The sequence below is a fragment of the Cupriavidus pauculus genome, assembly GCF_008693385.1.
Taxonomy (GTDB): Bacteria; Pseudomonadota; Gammaproteobacteria; order Burkholderiales; family Burkholderiaceae; genus Cupriavidus; species Cupriavidus pauculus_D.
Map to the genome: position 1 here is coordinate 884,825 of NZ_CP044067.1, position 19,325 is coordinate 904,149.

Consider the following 19,325-nt stretch of genomic DNA (forward strand, 5'->3'; position numbering starts at 1 on the left):
CCCTGTCAACCCCGCCTTACCACCTGTAGCGAACCCCGAGCCTGGCGCTCACCGCATTGCTGTCGCCGAAGTCCTGCAGGCTCGTGCGCGCGACGAGTTCGCCGTAGACCGTGTAGCGGTCGTCGTCCCAGTTCATCGATGCGCCGATGCCCAGGCCCGCCCACAATGCCTGCTCCTTGCTGACCACGCTCAGGTTCGCGACATGCGCGGACGTGCCGTTCAGGAAGTCGTAGTACAGGTTCGTGATGCCGTACACATGCGAACGCCGGGTCTTGCCATTGCCGCCCGTCCATGTGGTCTCGTGGTCGAGCGACACGCCGAGGCGCGACACGAGGCTGTTGCCGTTGTCGCGCGACACCGTGGCGCCGTACTGATCCGTGAACGCGTCGAAGCGTACCTGCGACCAGGCCAGCTGCGCCTGCGGCGTGACGGACCAGCTGCCGCCGAGCGGCAGCCGATGGCCGGCCTCGAGGCTGGCGGCCACGCCGTTGCCACGATTGTTGTTGGCCAGCCTGGTGCCAAGCGTCGACGACCGCAGGTCGGTGTCGTACCAGCTCACCGTCGCGCGGGCATCCATATACGAACCATTGGTGCCATACCACGTGGCATTGGCGCCGAAGCCATAGCCGGTGGCATCGATCGCGCCCTGCCCGAACATCGACGACACGTTGGCGTTGGCTACGCCATAGTGGAACGTCGGCCCCACCACCAGCGTGCCGGCGGCCCCGGCGGCATCCCCCAAATACACCGGCGCATCGACGCCGGCCTCGAACTTCCACATACGCGTGTTGTAGCTCGCGCTCGTGGTGCTCGTGGACGGATCGACGTGCACGTTCGAACCTTCCGCGCGCGCCCAGACGCCACGGCCGATCAGCGGCTTGCCGGCCTCCTGCTCCGCGGGCACCGCGGCATTCGGCGACCACGAGCGGTTGCCCACGCGCTGCTGCAGCGTGCCGGGTTCGTTAAAGCGTTGCAGGACGCTTGCATAGGCCTCGTACACGGGGACGGTCGGCGCGAGCAGCGGCGCGGCTGCGGCCGCGGCGGCCGCCATCTCCGAGCTGGCCGCGGGCGTATCGACGATCGACGAGCGCAGGTACCAGCCGCCATCGGTCGAGGTGGACACGCCATGCTTCACGAGCCGATAGGCATACGGACCCGCGACCACGGCCTGCTGGCCCTGGAACGTGTAGTCGCCCGCCAGCGCGAACGTGCCGTTCGACGCGCCCTGCACGTCGATGATCTTGATGCCTTCGACGGTCGGCGCGCCCGCCCCGCCGACATTGGTCACGCGCACGGTGCTGCTGCCCGACGTATCGCCCTTCACGACCAGCCGGCCCGTCGCCGAGCTGTCGTTGCCGAGCACCGTGTTGACGCGCACCGTCCCGCCGTTGCCGACATAGTTGCCGGCAACGGTCAGGACACCCGAGCCGTTGCCCGGCGCGACGGTGCCGGCGTTCGTGAGCGTACCCGCGATCGTGCCCGTGCCGGACACCATGCCCGCGTTGGCGACATTGCCGGTGATCGTGCCGGCGCCGGCCAGCGTGCCGGCGGCGGCGACCGTCACCGCGCTGGCGATCGAACCGTCGATGGCCAGCGTGCCGAGGTTGACCGCAGTCGGGCCCGTGTACGTGCTGGCGCCGGTCAGCACGGTCGTGCCCGTGCCGTTCTGCGCAAGGCCGCCCGCGCCCGACACGATGCCGGCGTAGGTGTAGCGGTCCGAGCGATTGAACGCGAGCGTGGCGTCCGCGTTCACGGCAACGTTGCCGGCCAGGCTGCCGCTCGTGCCGCCGTTGCCGATCTGCAGCGTGCCCTGCTCCACGGTCCACGGCGCGGTCACGGTGCCCGTGCCGGTCAGCGCCCATGTGCTCGCGCCGGTTTTCACGAACGTGTCGAAGTAGCGGTACTGCGCGGTATCGCCGATGGCCGAGACGTCGAACACGCCATTGGCCGCGCCGCCCAGGCGGAACGCATCGTTCACGCCGATCTGGCTGGCCACGACGTTGCCGACGATGTGGGAGCCGGCTTGCAGTTCGAGCGTGGCGCGGCCGCTGGCCGTGCCACTGAACTGGATCGCATTGACCGCACCCTCGCCGGCGCGGATCGTCCCGGCATTCACGATGCCAAGCGCGACGTTCGAGGCGGACGGCACGAATATCGCCGCCGCGCCTCGGCCGCCCTCCACGAGTCCTGTGTTCCCGACGGTAAAGGTGCCGCTATTCGCGAAACGCACACCATTCCCGCCGCCCGAACCGCCGCTCGTGTCGTCGCCGCCACGAATCGTGCCCGCGTTCGCGAGCGAGCCCGCGACCAGCGCGTTGGAGAACGCGACGCCGTTGCCCGCGGTGCCGCCATTGCCATCGCCGCCGACGATCGTGCCCGATGCGGCATTGACGACGCTCCCACCGCTGGCGACGGTGATACCCGTGCCCGCGGTACCGGCAGTGGCGCCTCCGCCTTTGACGGCGCCGTTGTTGGTGAGCGTGATGGAACCGGCCATGGTAATGCCGGCACCGGCAGCGCCGCCGCTGGTGGTCTGGGTACCGCCCGTTACCGAGCCGTTACTGACGATCGTGCCGTTCGCCAGCGTGAGGCCGACGCCTGGGGCGGCGCCTGTCACTCCCACGTATGTCCCATAGAACGTCCTGGGCCCGCCGGCCCCCGTGAACCCGGCGGTCGAGCCATTTCGGGTCAGCACAAAGCCTTGCGTATCGAAGATGATCGGCTTGGTTGGCGACGGAAACGTCGATGACGCGGCACTGGTAATGGTGAAGCTTGCGGCTAGCCGAATGGTAGCCGTTGCATCGCCGTCGATATTGGCACTCGCGAGTGCCGCGCGCAGCTCGGCATCGCTGCTGACAAGGTACTCGGCCGCCGACGCACCGAGCGGAAACCACAGCGCCACCGCCACCGTAATGGAGGACGCTTTCGGCGCGCGCACGCTGGCACGCCGCATTCCACGACAAAAATTGGACTTCATTGACTACCCCGCAAATTTGAATGTATTTTTTTTAAAACAACGGTAAAGCGGGGTGATGTTAGATCACAATGTGATCTTATGTAAGTGCTTCAAAACCGGAAATGTGTGGCTTACGCTACAAAAACGATAACGGTGTTGTCAGCGTGGTTACCTCTCATTGATGACCGCTTCCAGACTCCGCATGGCCGCGCTTGTCGCGCTCACCGGCATGGCTACCCCTGCCTTTGCGGCGGGCGGTACCGCCCCCTACGCGCTGCCGTGGGACAGGCAGGGCGAAGCGCTCGAGTACCGCTCATGCGGGTGCGCGGACCGATGCTGGGTTGCGCGGGTGCGCAACGTCAGAACGAAAACCGTACTCGCAACGCTGCGGTGCGATTGCGAGCATCTGTATCTGTCGACAAGGGCGGACGCGAAGGAGCGCCAGCTGCCGCAGGCCTGTCCGGCGCCAGCCGAGAAGCACGCGTTTATCGAGCAGACGCTGAAGACGCGCCTTCACGGGAAGGCGGACTGACCGCCTTCCGCCCCCGCGCCTCAAGCCTGCCGCGCGAGCATCAGGTCGAGGTTCTGCACCGCCGCGCCTGAGGCGCCCTTGCCAAGGTTGTCGAACACCGCGGCCAGTACCGCCTGGCCGTGCTTGTCGTTGGCAAACACGCTGAGCCGCAGATCGTTCGTCCCGTTCAGCACCTGCGGATCGAGCGTCGCCGCGCCCGCCTCCTGCAGCGGCGCCACGCTGACGTGCGCCGCGCCTTCGTAATGCCGCGCCAGGCAGGCGCGCAGCGTGGCGCCATCCGTGCCCGGCGCCAGCAGGCGCAGGTCGAGCGGCACGGTCAGCACGATGCCCTGGCGATATGCGCCAATCGACGGCAGGAAGATCGGCCGATGCGACAGGCCAGCCAGTTGCTGGATCTCCGGCGTGTGCTTGTGGGCAAGCCCAAGCCCATACACGTGATAGGCCGGCGCGTTGCCGGCATCGGGCCCCTCGTACTGCTCCACGCCCGCGCGGCCGCTCCCCGAGTAGCCCGACACCGCGTGGATGCTGATCGGATGATGGTCGGGGATCAGCCCCGCTTCCATCAGCGGACGCAACAGCGCGATCGCCCCGGTCGGGTAACAGCCGGGATTCGTCACGCGCTTCGCGGTGGCGATGCGCTCGGCCTGACCGCGCGTCATCTCGGGAAAGCCGTATGTCCATTCCGGATGCGTCCGATGGGCCGAGCTCGCATCGATGACCCGCACCGCGGGATTCTCGATCATGGCAACGGACTCTCGCGCGGCCGCATCGGGCAGGCACAGGATGGCGATGTCGCAGGCGTTGATGGCCTCCGCGCGACGATACGGGTCCTTGCGCGCCTCCGCCGGCAGCGTGGATAGCGTCAGGTCGGTGCGGTCGCGCAGCCGTTCGTGGATCTGCAACCCGGTGGTGCCCTGGTCGCCGTCGATAAAGACAATGGGAGAGCGCATGCGTGAAAGCTCCGGTGAAAGTGGGGGAGAAAACGAGCCCCTATGTTCCGCCTGTCGCTACAATAGGAAAAGTTGAATTTCATGATCCTATCGTTCAGCTTTCCTGAATCTGGAGACACGACATGCGGGAGATCAGTCTGGACCGCCTGCGCACACTGGTGGCCATTGCCGATCGCGGCTCGTTCGCCGAGGCGGCGCGCGCATTGCATCTGGCGCCGCCGACGGTCAGCCTCCACATCACCGAACTGGAGGCCCGCATCGGCGCGCCACTGCTGTCGCGCAAGCGCGGACAGGTCAGGCCGTCGGCCATCGGCGAGGTGCTCGTGGAGCGCGCGCGCCGGCTGCTGGCCGATGCCGAGCAGACGCTCGACGATATCCAGCGGCAAGTGCAGGGGCTGGAGGGGCGCGTCCGGCTCGGGGCCTCCACAGGCGTGATCGCGCATCTGCTGCCGCAGGCGCTGGAAGTCCTGCGCAAGCACCATCCCGCCATCGATATCCAGATCGCGATCCTGACGTCGCAGGAGGCGCTGTCCCGACTGGCCGATGGCACGCTGGATGTCGGGCTGATCGCCCTGCCCCAGCCGCCCGTGGCCGGGCTCGTGATCAAGCCATGGCGACGCGACCCCGTCATGGCCTTCGTGCCCGCGCACTGGTCGTCGCCAGCCCGCGTCACGCCCGCATGGCTTGCCGGCCAGCCGCTGATCCTCAACGATGCGACGACGCGTCTCTCGCGGCTGACGGCGGAATGGTTCGCGGCGGCCGGTCATCATCCTTCGCCGCGCATCCAGCTCAACTACAACGATGCGATCAAGAGCCTGGTGGCGGCGGGCTATGGCGCCGCGCTATTGCCGCACGAGGCCACGACGCCGTTGCCCGACAAGCGCGTGGTCATGCGGCCGCTGCGGCCGGCATTGTGGCGGCGACTCGGCGTCGCCCATCGCGCGGGATACGTGGAACGCGCGACGCAGCATGTGCTCGATGTGTTATGGGATCTGCGTCTGGCCTAGCGGTAGCGGAACAGCGTTTATCGGAACAAGGAGAGCATGCGCAGATGATGCAGAAGCTCGACGCTGAGCCTGCCGTTCATCCACAGATCGGCCGACACCGCCGCCGCGACGAGCCATGACGCCGCCACGATAAACAGATCGCAGCGCCCGCTGTTCCACCAGTTCAGCGAATGCCGCCCGGCAATCCACGGCACCCCGAGCGGGTTCGGCCAGTCGGCGAGCAGATGCATGAGGCCGCCGCAGGCAAACCCGAACAACGGCGCGGCCAGCGCATGCGTGCCCAGCGCGTGATAGGCGCCGACCAGCAGCGCGATCCATCCCACGCCCCAGTGCGTGAGCGTCCGATGCGTGATCCACAGCCGCCGCGACCGCGACCACCAGGCGACCTCCATCCAGTCAGGCGCGGTACTGCCGAACAACGCCGCCACGAACCCGGCCATATTCGCCCAGTGCCAGCCGGCCCCGCCATGCTTCGCGACGACCGCCGCATAGATGACGGCCGCCGCCCAACCGGTGGCATGGTGTGCTTTGCTCGAGGCCATGATGGAACCGCGCTTGTCCGCTACGTCGTGGAAGGGGCGCCATGGTGGCAGATGTGGCCTGCAATTGCCATAGCGAAAGCGCGAAAGCGCGAATCGCGAATCGCGACCCAGGCTTACGCGGGTTGACCTCAATCGTGGCGCTTCGCAACGTGGAGCAACCGGTATACGGATGAGGATCGCCGGCGGATGCAAACCAACGGAAAACGCTTATAAAAGACCGAGGTTCTCCGTCAGCCATTCGATGAACGTCTTCACCTTCGCCAGATGCGCCTCGTTCTGGCGATAGGACAGGAAATGGGTCTCGCGCGCGATATGCGTGAATTCATCCTCCCCCACCGCGACGAGGTCGCCGCGCGCGAGTTCGCGTTCGGCAAGGCGGGTGCTCTCCAGCGCGATGCCCATGCCATCGACCGCGGCGGAGATGGCCAGCGCGCCCCGGTCGAACGACGCGCGCGGGCGCGTGGGGCAGGTCATGCCGTTGGTGCCGAACCAGTCGGGCCAGCTCACACGGCTGAGCTGGGAGTCGATCAGCGGCAGCACCTCCAGCTGCGCACGCAGCGGCGTCTTCGGGTCAAGCAGCGTGGGCGCGCACAGCGGGACGATGCGCTCCTCGCCGAGCGCCCGCACGACGAGACCCGCGCGCGTATGCGCCGAGCCATAGGTGATGGCCACATCGACTTCGCGCGCCTGCGTGAGGTCGATCGCTTCGGCGCCCGATGACAGACGGATGGTGATGTCGCCGTGCGTCTGCATAAAGCGCGGTAATCGCGGACCGAGCCATTTGACCGCGAAACTGGGCGCGCAATAGACCGCGAGCACCTGCGACTGCGGTGCGAGCGCAACCTCGTTGCAGGCGGCTTCGATCACGTCGAACACACGCGACAGACTCTCCTGCAGCCGCTTGCCCTCGGGCGTCAGTTCCACGCGCCGCGTGCGGCGGTCGAACAGCCTCCGCCCGAAATACTCCTCGAGTTCGCGGACCTGATGACTGATGGCGGACTGCGTGAGATGCAGCTCCTTGCCGGCGAGCGTAAAGCTCTCGAGCCGCGCGGCGGCCTCGAATGCGCGAAGCAGAACGAAGTTCGGTACTCGTCTCATCGCGGCGCCACCTATGCCCTCATGCATGAATGGGGTTCATGCTTTCATGAACACCCATCGTTTGTCAACGCACTGCCCGCCGCCGACCATGAGGACGTCCCAACCGTTCTCGAAAACATTCCCCACCGAGGAGTCGATATGGCAGCAGTACTCGAACGCGCCCCGCAAGTCTTCAACAGCGACGAGCGCACGTCCATCTATCAGCCCGAACAGAAAGGCCTGATCTACCCGTCCGTGCCGAAGTTCGCCACGCCCGCCGAGGAACGGCGGCATCGCAAGGAGCGTCTGGTCGCCGCATGCCGCGCCTTTGCGATCGAGCGGCTCGACTACGGCTTCGCGGGACACCTGACCGTGCGCGACCCCGAGCATCCGGAACTCTACTGGACCAATCCGATGGCCGTCCATTTTGCACAGGTGACCGTCTCCAGTCTGATCTGCGCCGATCATGAGGGCCGCGTCGTCGAGGGCGACTACGCGATCAATCGCGCGGGGTTCGTGCTGCATGCCGCGGTGCACGAGATGCATCGGGACATCGTCGCCATGTGCCATGCGCATACGGAGTACGGCACCGCATTCGCCTCGCTCGGCAAGGCCATCGAACCGATCACCCAGGATGCCTGCGCGTTCTTCGAGGACCATGTGGTCATCGGCGAGGAAGCGGGCAAGGTGGCCGTCGAGGTGAAAGGCGGGCACAAGGTGGCCAACGCCTTCAAGGACGTGAAAGCCGCCATCCACCAGAACCACGGCCTGCTGACCGCCAGCCGCCACAGCATCGAAGCGGCCGCGTTCTGGTTCATCGCGCTGGAACGCTGCTGCAAGCAGCAACTGATGATCGAGGCCACCGGCATCAAGCCGCACCTCGTCACGCCCGAACGCGCGCGCTACAGCCGCGAGCACGTAGGTAGCGACTACATCGGCTGGCTGCACTTCCAGCCGATCTGGGAACACCTGCGCCGCACGCAGCCCGACATGCTGGACTGAGCTGCCAGCATTGCATCGCCCACACCCATAAATAAAGCCCCTAGGAGACACCCCATGCAAACACCAGCGAGCGTGGTGACGCCCTTCGTCGCCACCGAATCGGAAACCTATTCGAAGGTCATGTGGAGGCTGTTGCCATTCCTGTTTCTCTGCTACATGTGCGCGTATCTGGACCGCATCAACGTCGGGTATGCCAAGCTGCAGATGATGCAGGACCTCGGCCTCAGCGATGCGGTCTACGGCCTGGGGGCAGGCATCTTCTTCGTGGGCTACCTGCTGTTCGAGGTACCGAGCAACCTGATCCTGCTGCGCGTCGGCGCCCGCCGCTGGATCGCGCGCATCATGGTCACGTGGGGGCTGATCTCCGCGGCCATGATGTTCGTCACCACGCCCACGAGCTTCTACGTCATGCGCTTTCTGCTCGGCGTGGCCGAAGCCGGCTTCATTCCGGCCATCCTGCTGTACCTGACCTACTGGTTTCCGGCGAGCCGGCGCAGCAAGGTCACCGCGCTGTTCCTGACCGGCATTCCGATGTCGGGCGTCGTGGGCGGCCCGCTATCCGGCTGGATCATGAGTTCAATGCACGGTTCGCACGGCTGGGCGGGATGGCAATGGCTGTTCCTGCTTGAAGGCATTCCCACCGTGCTGGTCGGCATCGTGGCCTACTTCTATCTCGACGACCGGGTCGCCGACGCCAAATGGCTCAGCGCCGACCAGCGCGCGATGATCGAGAGCAACCTCGCCGTGGAAAACAAGGGCCACGCGCTCCACTCGGTGCGCGACGGCCTGACCAATCCGCGCATCCTCCTGCTCAGCGTCATCTACTTCTTCTTCACGATGGGGCTCTATGGCGTGAGCTTCTGGCTGCCGACGATCGTCAAGGCCAGCGGCGTCTCCAACACGCTCGACATCGGCCTGCTCTCGGCCATTCCCTACGCGGCCGCCACGCTCTCCATGATTCTGGTGGGCCAGAGTTCGGACAGCCGGGGCGAACGGCGCTGGCATCTGGCCGTACCCGGCGTGGTCGGTGCGATGGGATTGTGCGTGAGCGTGGCCTATGCGAACAACACGGCGATTGCCATGCTTGCGCTGACCATCGGCACGATGGGCATCATGACGACGATCTCGCAGTTCTGGACGCTGCCGCCCGCCATCCTCGGGGGCGCCGCCGCGGCGGCCGGCATTGCGCTAGCCAACTCGGTGGGCAGCATCTCGGGCGTCATCAGCCCGTACCTCATCGGCTGGGTGCAGACCTCGACGGGTACCACGGGCAATGGCGTGCTGGTGCTCGCGGCCAGCCTCGTGATTGGCGGCGCGCTGGTGTTCGCGGTGCCGGCAAGCCTCGTGAACATCGGCAAGCGCACGCGTTCATAGGCGGGCGAACATCATGCCGTCCGGCGGGTATCGCCGATGTACTCGTCCAGACGGCGTGCCAGATTCTCGCGCGCCTGGGTCGTATGCACGTCGGTGAGTTCGACCGCACGCACCGCATCGCCCGCCCCGATGGCCTTCGCAATCGCTTCATGCTCGTCCCAGATCGTCTGCCGCTGCTGCGCCGACGATTGCAGGACGGCCCCCATGACCCGGCGCAGATGCATCCAGTAGTTCTGGGCGCTCTGCTCCAGAAACGGATTGCCCGCCGCACGATAGATCGCGTTATGAAATTCCATGTCCGCATCCATCATCGCCTTGACGTCCTTGCCCCGCGCCGCGCGCCGCCCATTCGCGATGATCTTCGGATCGACCTTGAAATGGCGCTGGGCGGCCAGTCGCGCGGCAAGGGCGTCGAGGGAGCCGCGAATCTCGTAGAGATGCCCCACGGCCACGACGTCGAGCGGCGTGACGAGAACCCCGCGGCCCGGCGCGTCCTGCACGAAACCGTCCTTCTTGAGGATGCGGAGTGCCTGGATGACGGGCGAGCGCGAGACCTGCATCTGGTCGGCAATTTCCTCCTGCGTCAGGCGCGTGCCGGGGGCAAGCGTACCGTCGCTGATCGCGTCGAGAAGCCGCTTGTAGACCTCGTCCACGTAGTCGGGCCGGGACTGGATTTTCTGGAAGGTGGTTGCCATGGTGACTGCCTTTGCACTCTGTATTCAAAGCATTGTGGGCGAGCGGCCCGGTCAAAGCAATGCCCTGCCTGACGGAGACAACTCACGCGTAAACCCGTACTTACATCGCCGTACCGCACCCCTAAACTTTGGATACAGAGTTCAGTATTCATTAGCAAGGAACCCACAGGAGACCAACATGGCAACGCCTTTCGACAAGCATGACGCCGGGACCAGCACCGGCGGCACCCCCTCCACCACGGTGGCCAAGAAGCTCGTTCCCTACGGCGGCTACTACACGAGCCGCGTGCCCGGCCACGATCCCGAACTGACCGAGACGGGCCCCGGCACCCCGACGGGTGAGTACATGCGCCGCTTCTGGCATCCGGTCTGTATGTCGATGGAGCTGACCGATACGCCGCGCTTTCTCAAGATCCTCGGCGAGGAACTGGTCGCTTTCCGCGACGGCAGCGGCCGCGTCGGCGTGCTGCACGCGCACTGCGTCCATCGCGGCGCCTCGCTCGAGTACGGGGCCATTCAGGAGCGCGGCATTAAGTGCTGCTATCACGGGATGGTGTTCGACGTGGATGGCGCCTGCCTGCACGTGCCCTTCCCCGCTGGCGAGGAAAAGGAAGCGGACAAGTACGCGTGCTCGATCCGCCAGGGCGCGTACAAGGCCATCGAGCGTAACGGCCTTGTGTTTGCGTACATGGGCCCGCCCGAAGAAGAGCCGCCGTTCCCCGAGTGGGAGCAGGACTTCACCGTGCTGCCCGGCGACGAGCTCGTACCGTACAGCAACTTCCAGCATTGCAACTGGCTACAGGTGCAGGACAACGCGGCCGACAACTTCCACCCCACGGCGTTGCATGCGGCGAAGAATGTCGTCGGCGGTCATTTCCAGAGCACCACGTTCGACGAAGTCGGCGCGGCGTCGATGGAAGTAGCGCCCGACATGCAGTTCATTCCCGTCCATCAGGGCCGCGGCCTGGCCTGCGCGGGTGCGCGGCGCGTCGACAAGGACAAGATGTTCCTGCGCATCCAGCATCAGGTCCTGCCGAACCTGAGCCTGCACGCGTACACGTCTGAGGACGGTTCGAAGAAGAAGCTGTTCAGCCGCTTCCACATCATTCGCTGGACCGTGCCCGTCGATGACGAGAACAGCAAGATGATCGGCTGGCGTGTGATGGGCCCCGGCATCGATACGCGTGGCGTGGGCAACAAGGAGCTGGTCGGCTACGAGTCCATCGACTTCCTCGATGGCCAGGTCGCGATGCGCCGCCCCGAACGGTTCGGCCAGTACAAGCTCGGGGATATGCCGCCGATTCCGGCCGATCACCGCGCACGCGCCAACTACAAGGACGCCCAGTACGCGCCCGGCGACTACGAAGCCATCATCAGCCAGCGGCCGATCGCCGTGCACGCGCTCGAGAACCCGACGAAGTTCGATGCCGGCCTCTATGCGTTCCGCAAGATGCTGCGCGAGGCCGTGCGCGGGTCCAATGCCGCGGCCGCCGCGCAGGGCTTTGCGCAATGGCTGCGCGACGTTGGGGGATCACCGAACAGCTACTGCGCGGGTAACGTCTTCGAACTGCCGCTGGCGGAGACGATGGAGCAGGAAGTCGCGAACCGCCGCATGCTCGCGCGCAAGGCGGTGGCCATCATCACCGAGGCCGATGGCCTCAAGGGCGAGGCACGCGCGGCGTTCGTCAAGGCGAGGTTCGACGAACTCGAGCAGAGCCTGAAGTCCTGATTCTTGACGATCGAGACGAAATCGAAACGAGAATGCCGGGCGACACCGTATCGCCCGGCCGTCGCCCTGGAGACCCCAACATGAACGCCCCCATTGCCGAGCATATTGCCGCGCGGATTGCACCAGGTAGCGCATCGGACAGCGCACAGGACAGCGCACCGACGGACAGCGCGCCAACCCACCTCGAACTGGTCCTGCGGCAGGTCCGCATGGAAGCCACCGGCATCAACTCCTACGAGTTCGTGGACCCGGAGGGCCACGAGTTGCCGGCTTTTACCGCGGGCGCGCATATCGACGTGCATATCGCACCCGGCGTCGTGCGCCAGTATTCGCTATGCAACAGCCCAGAAGAACGTCACCGCTATGTCGTGGCCGTGCTGCGCGACGAAGCCGGGCGCGGCGGATCGCGGGGCATGCACGAGGCACTGCGCGTGCCCCATCGCGTCCGGGTCAGCGTGCCCCGCAACCATTTTCCGCTGGCCGACGACGCGAAGAAGATCATCCTGCTCGCCGGCGGTATCGGCGTCACGCCGCTCAAGGCCATGGTGCACAGCCTCGAGGCAAAGTGGATTGCCTATGCACTGCACTACTGCGCCAAGGGACCGCAATACGCGGCCTTCGAAGCTGAGCTCCGGCATATCGCGCGCATCGGGCAGATCCATTGCCACTTCGACGGCGGCAATCCGAAGAACGGGCTCAATATCGCGAAGCTGCTCAAGCATTCGGAACCCGACACGCATATCTACTACTGCGGCCCGGCCGGCTTCATGCAGGCCTGCGCGGACGCCACCGCGCACTGGCCTCAGGCGCTCGTGCATTGCGAACACTTCAAGGCACCGGTCAAGGCACCTTCGCCCGACGGCGAGGCATCCACGCAAGGTTACCGCGTCGAACTCGTCCGCTCCGGGCGGACCCTGACCGTCACGCCCGGCCAGAACCTCGCCGAGGCGCTACAGGAAGCGGGCACGCCGCTCGAGACGTCGTGCAGTTCGGGACTGTGCGGTACCTGCAAGGTCCGGCATCTCGGCGGGGAGATCGACCATCAGGACTTCATCCTCGACGAGGGCGAGCGGGAAAGCTTCATGACGCCCTGCGTGTCGAGGGGATGCGGCGGGACGCTCGTGCTGGACCTGTAGGACGAACGGGAGACCGGAAATGCCATGCGTGATCCGTCCTCTCGTTTCCATCTTCCTGCTGCTGGCCATCGCATCGGTTGCGATACCACGCCTGTCGAACCTGTCCCAGCGCGCGGATGCGGCGATGCAATCCCGCATCGCGGGCCTGGTCGCGCGGCACGACGTGCCCTGCACGCGGCTGCTGACACTCGGCGACGCGATGCGGGGCCATCGCTGAGATCAGGAACTCTGGATGCCGCGCTTCTTGATGAAGTCGCCCCAAACGTTCGAGTCCTGGATCGCGCGCTGCTTCATGGCGTCGGGTGTGCCGACGACGGGGTAGAGATAGAGCGCCGCGAGGCGCGCCTTGATCTGGGGATCGGCCAGCGCGGCCTGCAGCGTGGCATTCAGCTTGCCCACAGTCTTGGCATCCATGCCCGCCGGACCGACGAGCGCCCACCAGCTCGGCATGACCGGCACGTCGATGCCGGCTTCCTTGAGCGTCGGCACGTTGGGCAGTTCCTTCACGCGCGTCTGGCCGATGACGGCCAGCGGTACGACCGTGCCCGCCGCGATCTGCGGCAGCGCGGTGCCCAGCACGCTGGCCATCGCATCCACTTCTCCCGCCACGACACCCGTCAGCGCCGGACCCGAGCCTTTGTAGGCCACGTGCGTCAGCTTGAGGCCGAGCTTGTCCGCGATGATTTCCATGGCGAGGTGCGTGCTATTGCCGACGCCCGCGCTGCTGAACGGCAGTCCGCCGCTCTTCTGCCTGGCCTTCTCGATAAAGCCTTGCATGGACGTGATGCCGCTGGCCTTGCTGGCGATCAGCACGAACGGCGTATCGACGACGGGCGAGATGAACGTGTAGTCCTTCTGCGGGTTGTACGGCAGCGACGCGTACAGGTGCGGGTTGAAGCTGATCTGCGATACGCCCGTCAGCAGCAGCGTATAGCCATCCGGCGTGGACTTCGCCACCGTGCTCATCGCGACGATGCCGTTCGCGCCGGGACGGTTATCGACGACGATGGACTGGCCGAGGTCCTGGGACAGCTTTTCGCTGAGCAGGCGCGCCACCACATCGCTACCGGATCCGGCCGACTGCGGAACGATCAGGCGGATCGGCCGGGAAGGATAGGCATCCTGCGCGCTGGCGGGACCGTGGCACAGCAGGGCGGTGGCGGCAAGTGCCAAAGCGATAAAGCGGCGTCGATACATCGAGTTCTCTCCCATCGAAGCTAGGTCAATCACGAAATTCTCATCGCGATGGTATGGACGTCCGCGCCCGGAAACCAATATGGATTATCGATGCCAACATAGGACATAGCTATGCCCCGGGTACACGCTCAACTCCACGCCCACCGTTGGGGCGCGCGGGCACTATTGCAATGCAGCATGCCCAATCGCGGCGCCATAGGATCGGCCTATGTTCGAATCGGAATTTCGTCTTTCCGCCCCGGATGGCGGCCTTCGTACCATAGGCAGCGTTACTGACGCCCACTACGATCTCTCATGTCCGATCACGATACCCGGGGTCACGCCTGGAAGACGGCCCCCTCGGCCTACCTGGCAAACCGCCCCTCGGCGTTCGCGGTCCCGCCGCAGCCCGTCTCCCGTTACCTGCCCATGCGCGACGGATGCCGCCTTGCCGCGGACATCTATTTGCCCGCGCCCCTGCCCGGCACGTCCGCGCCTGAAAGCTTTCCGACCGTCGTCATCTTCACGCCCTACTATCGCCGCTTCCGGCTGTCGGGCACCGGTGCCGAAGCCAGCCCCAATGCCGCGAAGTACCGCGATGCCTTCGTGCCCAAGGGCTATGCCGTGGTCGTCGTGGACGTGCGCGGCACGGGCGCCAGCTTCGGCACGCGCGATACATTGCGCTCGCCCTCCGAGCGCGACGACTACCGCGAGGTCGCGGAATGGATCGCGAACCAGACGTGGTCGAATGGAAAGATCGGCTCGACCGGCATCTCTTACCTCGGCGCCGCGGCCTGCTTCCTGGCCAGCACCGGCCACCCCGCCGTGAAAGCCATCGCACCGCTGTTCTCGGTCTCCGACATCTACAGCGAGCAGCTCTATATCGGCGGCAACCTGTCCAAGGTCTGGGTGGAAGCCTATGACGAACTGATGCTCGCGCTCGATCAGGACCGCCGCGAGCTGGTCGCGAAGTTTCCGTACTTCAACGACGCGCGCTTCCATGGTCCGGAGCGCGTGGACGAGGATGCGGACGGCGCGCTGCTGGCGGCCGCCATCGCCGAGCACCGCAACAATTTCACGCTCGCGGACCTTGCGCCGGAGTTCGCCTATCGCGACGGCGCGGCGTTCCATGACCCGTCGCTGGACTCCGGCAGCTGCAGTCCATACCGCTATCTGGACGGCATCCAACCCGATGTCGCCGTCTATTCGATTTCGGGCTGGTACGACGGCGGCGGCTACGCCAATGGCGCGATCACGCGCTTCCTCTCGCTGCCCCACGACGACAACCGCTTGCTGCTGGGTCCGTGGGACCACGGCGCGCGCACGAACGTATCGCCGTGGCGCGAGAAGCCTGCCTCGGATTTCCCGTTGCTGGGCGAGGTCCTGCGTTTCTTCGACGAACATCTGCTGGGGATGGATACCGGCCTCGATAGCGAATCGCGCATTCACTATCACAGCATTCACGACAACCTGTGGCATGCGGCCGATGCGTGGCCGCCCGTGCCCGGCAACGAACGCTGGTATCTGGGCGCTGGAGACACGCTGTCACCGCACCCCCCATCGGCGGCAAGCCAACGCACGTTCCGCGTCAGCTTCGACTGGACGACGGGCCGGAAAACGCGCTACGAGCGTCTTGGCGCCGCGAATATCGAGGACTACTACGCGGACTGGGCCGAGCACGAAGCGCGGCTGCCGCATTTCGATTCGGCGCCCGTCGCCACGCCGATGGCCATCGCGGGCCATGTGATCGCGCATCTGAACGTCGCATCGTCGCAGCCGGATGCCGCGGTCTATGTCTATCTCTCAGAAGTGGAAGCGGACGGCACGGTGCGCTACATCACGGAAGGGCTGCTCCGCGCGTCGCATCGGCAGACGGAGCCCTGCCCGCCTGAATACCGGACCACGTGGCCCTACCGGGCGCACCGGCGCGCGGATGCCGAGCGGCTGGTCCCTGGCGAACCGGTGACCCTCGACTTCGCTTTGCTGCCCGTTGCGTGGACGCTCGCGGCCGGCAGCAGGCTCCGCGTATCGCTGGCCGGTGGCGATCGCGGGCACTTCCCGCAGGTGCCGCATGGCCGGCCACCGGTGCTGACGTTCGGGCTGGGCGGGAACGGCGGATGCTATATCGAGGTCCCCGTTTCGAACGCCGCGGACGGCCGCTAGGGCATACAGCGATGCCCGGCCGGCACGGGAGGTGCTAGTGTCGGGCATCCGTCCCCTGCCGCGCTCATCATGGATTTCCGCCAGCTCCGTTATTTTTCCCGCATCGTCGAACTCGAAAGCATTACCGCCGCCGCGGATGCGCTGCATATCGCGCAGCCGTCGCTGAGTCAGCATGTGGCGAATCTCGAAGCCGAACTCGATGCCAGGTTACTGGTGCGGGGTCCCTTCGGCGCGCGCCCGACCGAGACCGGCAAGATTCTCTACCGGCATGCCAAGATGGTCCTTCGGCAAATGGAAGAGGCGCATGCGGCCGTGCGTCACGGACGCGATGTGCCGTCCGGGCATGTGCGCGTCGGCCTGCCGACCAGCACGTCGCGCGTCCTCGCCGTGCCGTTGCTCAGGTACGTCGCCGACAACGTCCCCGACGTGACCGTCGAGATCGTCGAAGGCAGCAGCGCGGATCTCGCCGAACTGGTGGCGACGCAGAAGCTCGATATCTGCATCTCGATGGACTCCCAGCAGCGGCCCAACATGCATCTGCTGCCGCTGCTCGACGAGGACCTCATGGCGGTCGGCCCCGGCCCCTCGTCCGGCGAGGCGCCGCTGACGCTGGCGGAGGTCGCGGAACTGCCGCTGTTGTTGCCAAGCTTTCCGAATTCCGTGCGGGTCCTCACGGACCGCGCCTTTATCGCGGCGGGGCTCGAGCTCACGCTCGTGGCGGAAACGAGCGCGGTATCGGTACTGCTGTCGGCCGTCGGCGCCGGCATGGGCTGGACGATCCTGCCATGGAGCGCGCTGGCCAACGAACCGGCCGGCGCCTACGCATGCCTGCCCATCTCCGATTCCTCGCTATCGCGCCGTGTCTTCCTGTGCGTGGCGGGTTCCGCGCGACTCAGTCTTGCATGCCGGACGATCGAAGCCGCGATGCTGCGCCTGATCGTGGCGTCGATCGACTCGCAGGCATGGCGGGGCGTGCATCCGCTCAGCAACCTCGCGCTGCTCGCCGCCAGCGATGCGGAACTGCTTCCGCAAGATCGATAATCCGGCTGGCGGCTAGCTGCCCCGCCGCAGCACGGTCGCCAGATCCGCCCCCGCCAGCCGTTGCGCCGCCGTGCGGCTGTCGCCGGTCCAGAAGTCGCGCTCCGCCGTGGAGATGCGTTCCTCCGTGTTGCGCATATGGAGGAACGCCGCTTCCCGCGCGCGCGGGGCGTCCTGGGCTTCGATGGCCGCGCAGATATCGGCGTGTTCGCGCCTGACCTGCGCGGTCAGGTCGCTGCGGCGCGATTCGTTGCCGCGGGTCAGGCGGATGGCATCGCGCAGCGATCGCGTCAGCATGCCCAGCAGTTCGGTGTAGTGCGGATTGCCCGTCGCGCGGGACACCGCGATATGGAAAGCCAGGTCTTCCTCGACGCCGTCGCCGCCGGCATCCACGGCGCGATCGATCGCCTGCAGCGCTTCACGAATCTCCGTCATCTGCGCATCGCTGCGCCGCACGGCCGCCAGCGCCGCCATCTCGGCTTCGATGCCACGCCGTAACTCGAGAATGCGGACCACGCCCAGCGCGGGGTCGGCATTGTCGCGGCCCGATCGGCTGCCCAGGCGGAATACCTCCGCGCTCGTCGGATCGAGCACGACCGTGCCGCTGCCCTGCCGGCTCTCCACCAGCCCTTCCGACTTCAGGCGCGAGATCGCCTCACGGATCACGGTCCGGCTCACGCCGAACTGCTCGGTCATGAATTTTTCCGTCGGCAGGCGCGCGTTGACCGGATAGACCCCTTTCCGGATCTGCCCCGATAACAACTCCGTGACCCGATCCGCGAGGGTCGGTTCGTTGCCGCCCTGTAATCGCTGCTCCATGCGCTGTGTCCCTGTTTCCGTATGGACGCGATCATAGCACCGCCAATAAATTTGCTTGACACATTGATACGATGAATTTGTAATACAACTTACATTCTCGTTCGATGAGAGGTTTCGATGCGGTCAGAAAGTCACACTGGGAGTCAAGCCGGTCAGCTGGAAAGGGCCTATGTCTGCCGGCGCATGCCGCCGGAGGTCGAGGCCGCCCTGCAGGCGCGCTTCGACGTGGCGCTCAACGAGAGCGATGCGCTGCTGCCCCCCGCAACCATTGCCGAGCGGGCCCGAGGCGCAAGCGTCCTCTTCGTGACGGCGACCGAACGCGTCGATGGCCAACTGCTGCGGCAGCTGTCGCCGGCGCTGAAGACCGTGGCCACGCTCTCGGTCGGCCACGACCATATCGACCTCGCCACGGCGCGCGAGCTCGGCATCGACGTCCTCCACACCCCCGATGTCCTCAGCGATGCCTGCGCGGAGATCGCGATGATGCTGTTGCTCAACGCGGCCAGGCGCGGCTTCGAAGCGGACCGCATGGTGCGTAGCGCGCAGTGGCCCGGCTGGGCGCCCACGCAACTGCTCGGCAAGGGCCTGGTCGGCAAGCGGCTCGGCATCTTCGGCATGGGCCGCATCGGCCGGGCCATTGCCGCGCGGGCGCGCGCGTTCGGCATGCAGATCCACTATCACAACCGGTCCCGCCTCTCGCCCGACATGGAAGACGGCGCGACCTTCCAACCCACGCTGGAGGCCCTTTGCCGGCACAGCGACATGCTGATGGTCGCGGCGCCGGGCTCCCCGCAACTCAAGGGCGCGCTGGACGCCGCGCATCTTGCCGCGCTGCCGCGCGGTGCCGTGGTCGCGAATATCTCGCGCGGCGACATCGTCGATGACGACGCATTGATCGACGCGCTGACGTCCGGTCACGTCTTTGCGGCCGGGCTCGATGTGTTTGCGAACGAACCCCATATCGACGCGCGCTATCGCGAACTCGACAACGTGTTTCTCAGCCCGCATATCGGCAGCGCCACCGAGGAAACACGCAATGCCATGGGCTGGCTGCTGATCGATGGCCTTGCCGCATTACGCCGTGGCGAGCGCCCCGCCAACCTGATTTCCTGAACTTTCCCCCCGCCTA

Annotated in this window: 17 protein-coding genes; 10 read left to right on the top strand and 7 right to left on the bottom strand. The window is 66.1% G+C overall.

Annotated elements, in window-relative coordinates:
- Positions 1-16 precede the first annotated feature (16 nt).
- Positions 17-2,938 (bottom strand): autotransporter outer membrane beta-barrel domain-containing protein, encoded by a 2,922-nt coding sequence (locus FOB72_RS22300; protein ID WP_191002381.1) that lies wholly within the window; start codon positions 2,936-2,938, stop codon positions 17-19.
- A gap of 220 nt (positions 2,939-3,158) precedes the next feature.
- Here FOB72_RS22300 and FOB72_RS22305 point away from each other — a divergent pair, with 220 nt between their 5' ends.
- Positions 3,159-3,488, top strand: a complete 330-nt coding sequence (locus FOB72_RS22305; RefSeq protein ID WP_150374876.1) for a hypothetical protein — start codon at positions 3,159-3,161, stop codon at positions 3,486-3,488.
- A 20-nt stretch (positions 3,489-3,508) separates the two neighbouring features.
- On the opposite strand, the gene argC is transcribed toward FOB72_RS22305, so the two are convergent.
- A complete protein-coding gene (argC, locus tag FOB72_RS22310; RefSeq protein ID WP_150374877.1) occupies positions 3,509-4,438 on the bottom strand; it encodes an N-acetyl-gamma-glutamyl-phosphate reductase in 930 nt (309 codons plus the stop codon).
- Between the two features lie 122 nt (positions 4,439-4,560).
- On the opposite strand from argC, the gene FOB72_RS22315 reads away from it, so the two are divergent.
- On the top strand, positions 4,561-5,445 hold the full coding sequence (locus FOB72_RS22315; RefSeq protein WP_150374878.1) for a LysR family transcriptional regulator: 885 nt from the start codon (positions 4,561-4,563) through the stop codon (positions 5,443-5,445).
- A gap of 17 nt (positions 5,446-5,462) precedes the next feature.
- On the opposite strand, the gene FOB72_RS22320 is transcribed toward FOB72_RS22315, so the two are convergent.
- A complete protein-coding gene (locus tag FOB72_RS22320; protein WP_150374879.1) occupies positions 5,463-5,987 on the bottom strand; it encodes a metal-dependent hydrolase in 525 nt (174 codons plus the stop codon).
- A gap of 207 nt (positions 5,988-6,194) precedes the next feature.
- Entirely contained in the window at positions 6,195-7,085 is an 891-nt protein-coding gene (locus FOB72_RS22325) for a LysR substrate-binding domain-containing protein (RefSeq protein WP_150374880.1), read from the bottom strand.
- Positions 7,086-7,223: 138 nt separating this feature from the next.
- On the opposite strand from FOB72_RS22325, the gene FOB72_RS22330 reads away from it, so the two are divergent.
- Positions 7,224-8,066: a class II aldolase/adducin family protein gene (locus FOB72_RS22330; protein ID WP_150374881.1), complete on the top strand. Its 843-nt coding sequence runs from the start codon at positions 7,224-7,226 to the stop codon at positions 8,064-8,066.
- Positions 8,067-8,120: 54 nt separating this feature from the next.
- Positions 8,121-9,440 (top strand): MFS transporter, encoded by a 1,320-nt coding sequence (locus tag FOB72_RS22335; protein WP_150374882.1) that lies wholly within the window; start codon positions 8,121-8,123, stop codon positions 9,438-9,440.
- A gap of 11 nt (positions 9,441-9,451) precedes the next feature.
- Here FOB72_RS22335 and FOB72_RS22340 read toward each other — a convergent pair whose 3' ends face one another.
- Positions 9,452-10,135, bottom strand: a complete 684-nt coding sequence (locus tag FOB72_RS22340; RefSeq protein ID WP_150374883.1) for a GntR family transcriptional regulator — start codon at positions 10,133-10,135, stop codon at positions 9,452-9,454.
- 178 nt (positions 10,136-10,313) lie between these two features.
- Between FOB72_RS22340 and FOB72_RS22345 the strand changes: the two genes are divergently transcribed.
- The 3 genes from FOB72_RS22345 to FOB72_RS22355 all read left to right on the top strand — a co-directional run bounded on the left by FOB72_RS22345 (position 10,314) and on the right by FOB72_RS22355 (position 13,217).
- Complete coding sequence (locus FOB72_RS22345; RefSeq protein WP_150374884.1) at positions 10,314-11,864, top strand: Rieske 2Fe-2S domain-containing protein; 1,551 nt, start codon at positions 10,314-10,316, stop codon at positions 11,862-11,864.
- A gap of 80 nt (positions 11,865-11,944) precedes the next feature.
- Complete coding sequence (locus tag FOB72_RS22350) at positions 11,945-13,000, top strand: PDR/VanB family oxidoreductase (protein ID WP_150374885.1); 1,056 nt, start codon at positions 11,945-11,947, stop codon at positions 12,998-13,000.
- Positions 13,001-13,028: 28 nt separating this feature from the next.
- Positions 13,029-13,217 carry a hypothetical protein gene (locus FOB72_RS22355; protein ID WP_150374886.1) on the top strand — a complete coding sequence of 63 codons (189 nt, stop codon included), beginning with the start codon at positions 13,029-13,031 and terminating at the stop codon, positions 13,215-13,217.
- A 2-nt stretch (positions 13,218-13,219) separates the two neighbouring features.
- Here FOB72_RS22355 and FOB72_RS22360 read toward each other — a convergent pair whose 3' ends face one another.
- Entirely contained in the window at positions 13,220-14,230 is a 1,011-nt protein-coding gene (locus tag FOB72_RS22360) for a Bug family tripartite tricarboxylate transporter substrate binding protein (RefSeq protein ID WP_223851749.1), read from the bottom strand.
- Positions 14,231-14,491: 261 nt separating this feature from the next.
- Between FOB72_RS22360 and FOB72_RS22365 the strand changes: the two genes are divergently transcribed.
- Together FOB72_RS22365 and FOB72_RS22370 are read left to right on the top strand one after the other, a co-directional pair.
- A complete protein-coding gene (locus FOB72_RS22365; protein ID WP_150374887.1) occupies positions 14,492-16,339 on the top strand; it encodes a CocE/NonD family hydrolase in 1,848 nt (615 codons plus the stop codon).
- A 69-nt stretch (positions 16,340-16,408) separates the two neighbouring features.
- The gene (locus FOB72_RS22370; RefSeq protein WP_150374888.1) at positions 16,409-17,380 is read left to right on the top strand and encodes a LysR substrate-binding domain-containing protein; all 972 of its coding nucleotides are present in this window, start codon (positions 16,409-16,411) and stop codon (positions 17,378-17,380) included.
- A 12-nt stretch (positions 17,381-17,392) separates the two neighbouring features.
- On the opposite strand, the gene FOB72_RS22375 is transcribed toward FOB72_RS22370, so the two are convergent.
- Positions 17,393-18,196: a FadR/GntR family transcriptional regulator gene (locus tag FOB72_RS22375; protein WP_150374889.1), complete on the bottom strand. Its 804-nt coding sequence runs from the start codon at positions 18,194-18,196 to the stop codon at positions 17,393-17,395.
- 183 nt (positions 18,197-18,379) lie between these two features.
- On the opposite strand from FOB72_RS22375, the gene FOB72_RS22380 reads away from it, so the two are divergent.
- Entirely contained in the window at positions 18,380-19,309 is a 930-nt protein-coding gene (locus FOB72_RS22380) for a 2-hydroxyacid dehydrogenase (protein WP_223851750.1), read from the top strand.
- Positions 19,310-19,325: the final 16 nt, after the last annotated feature.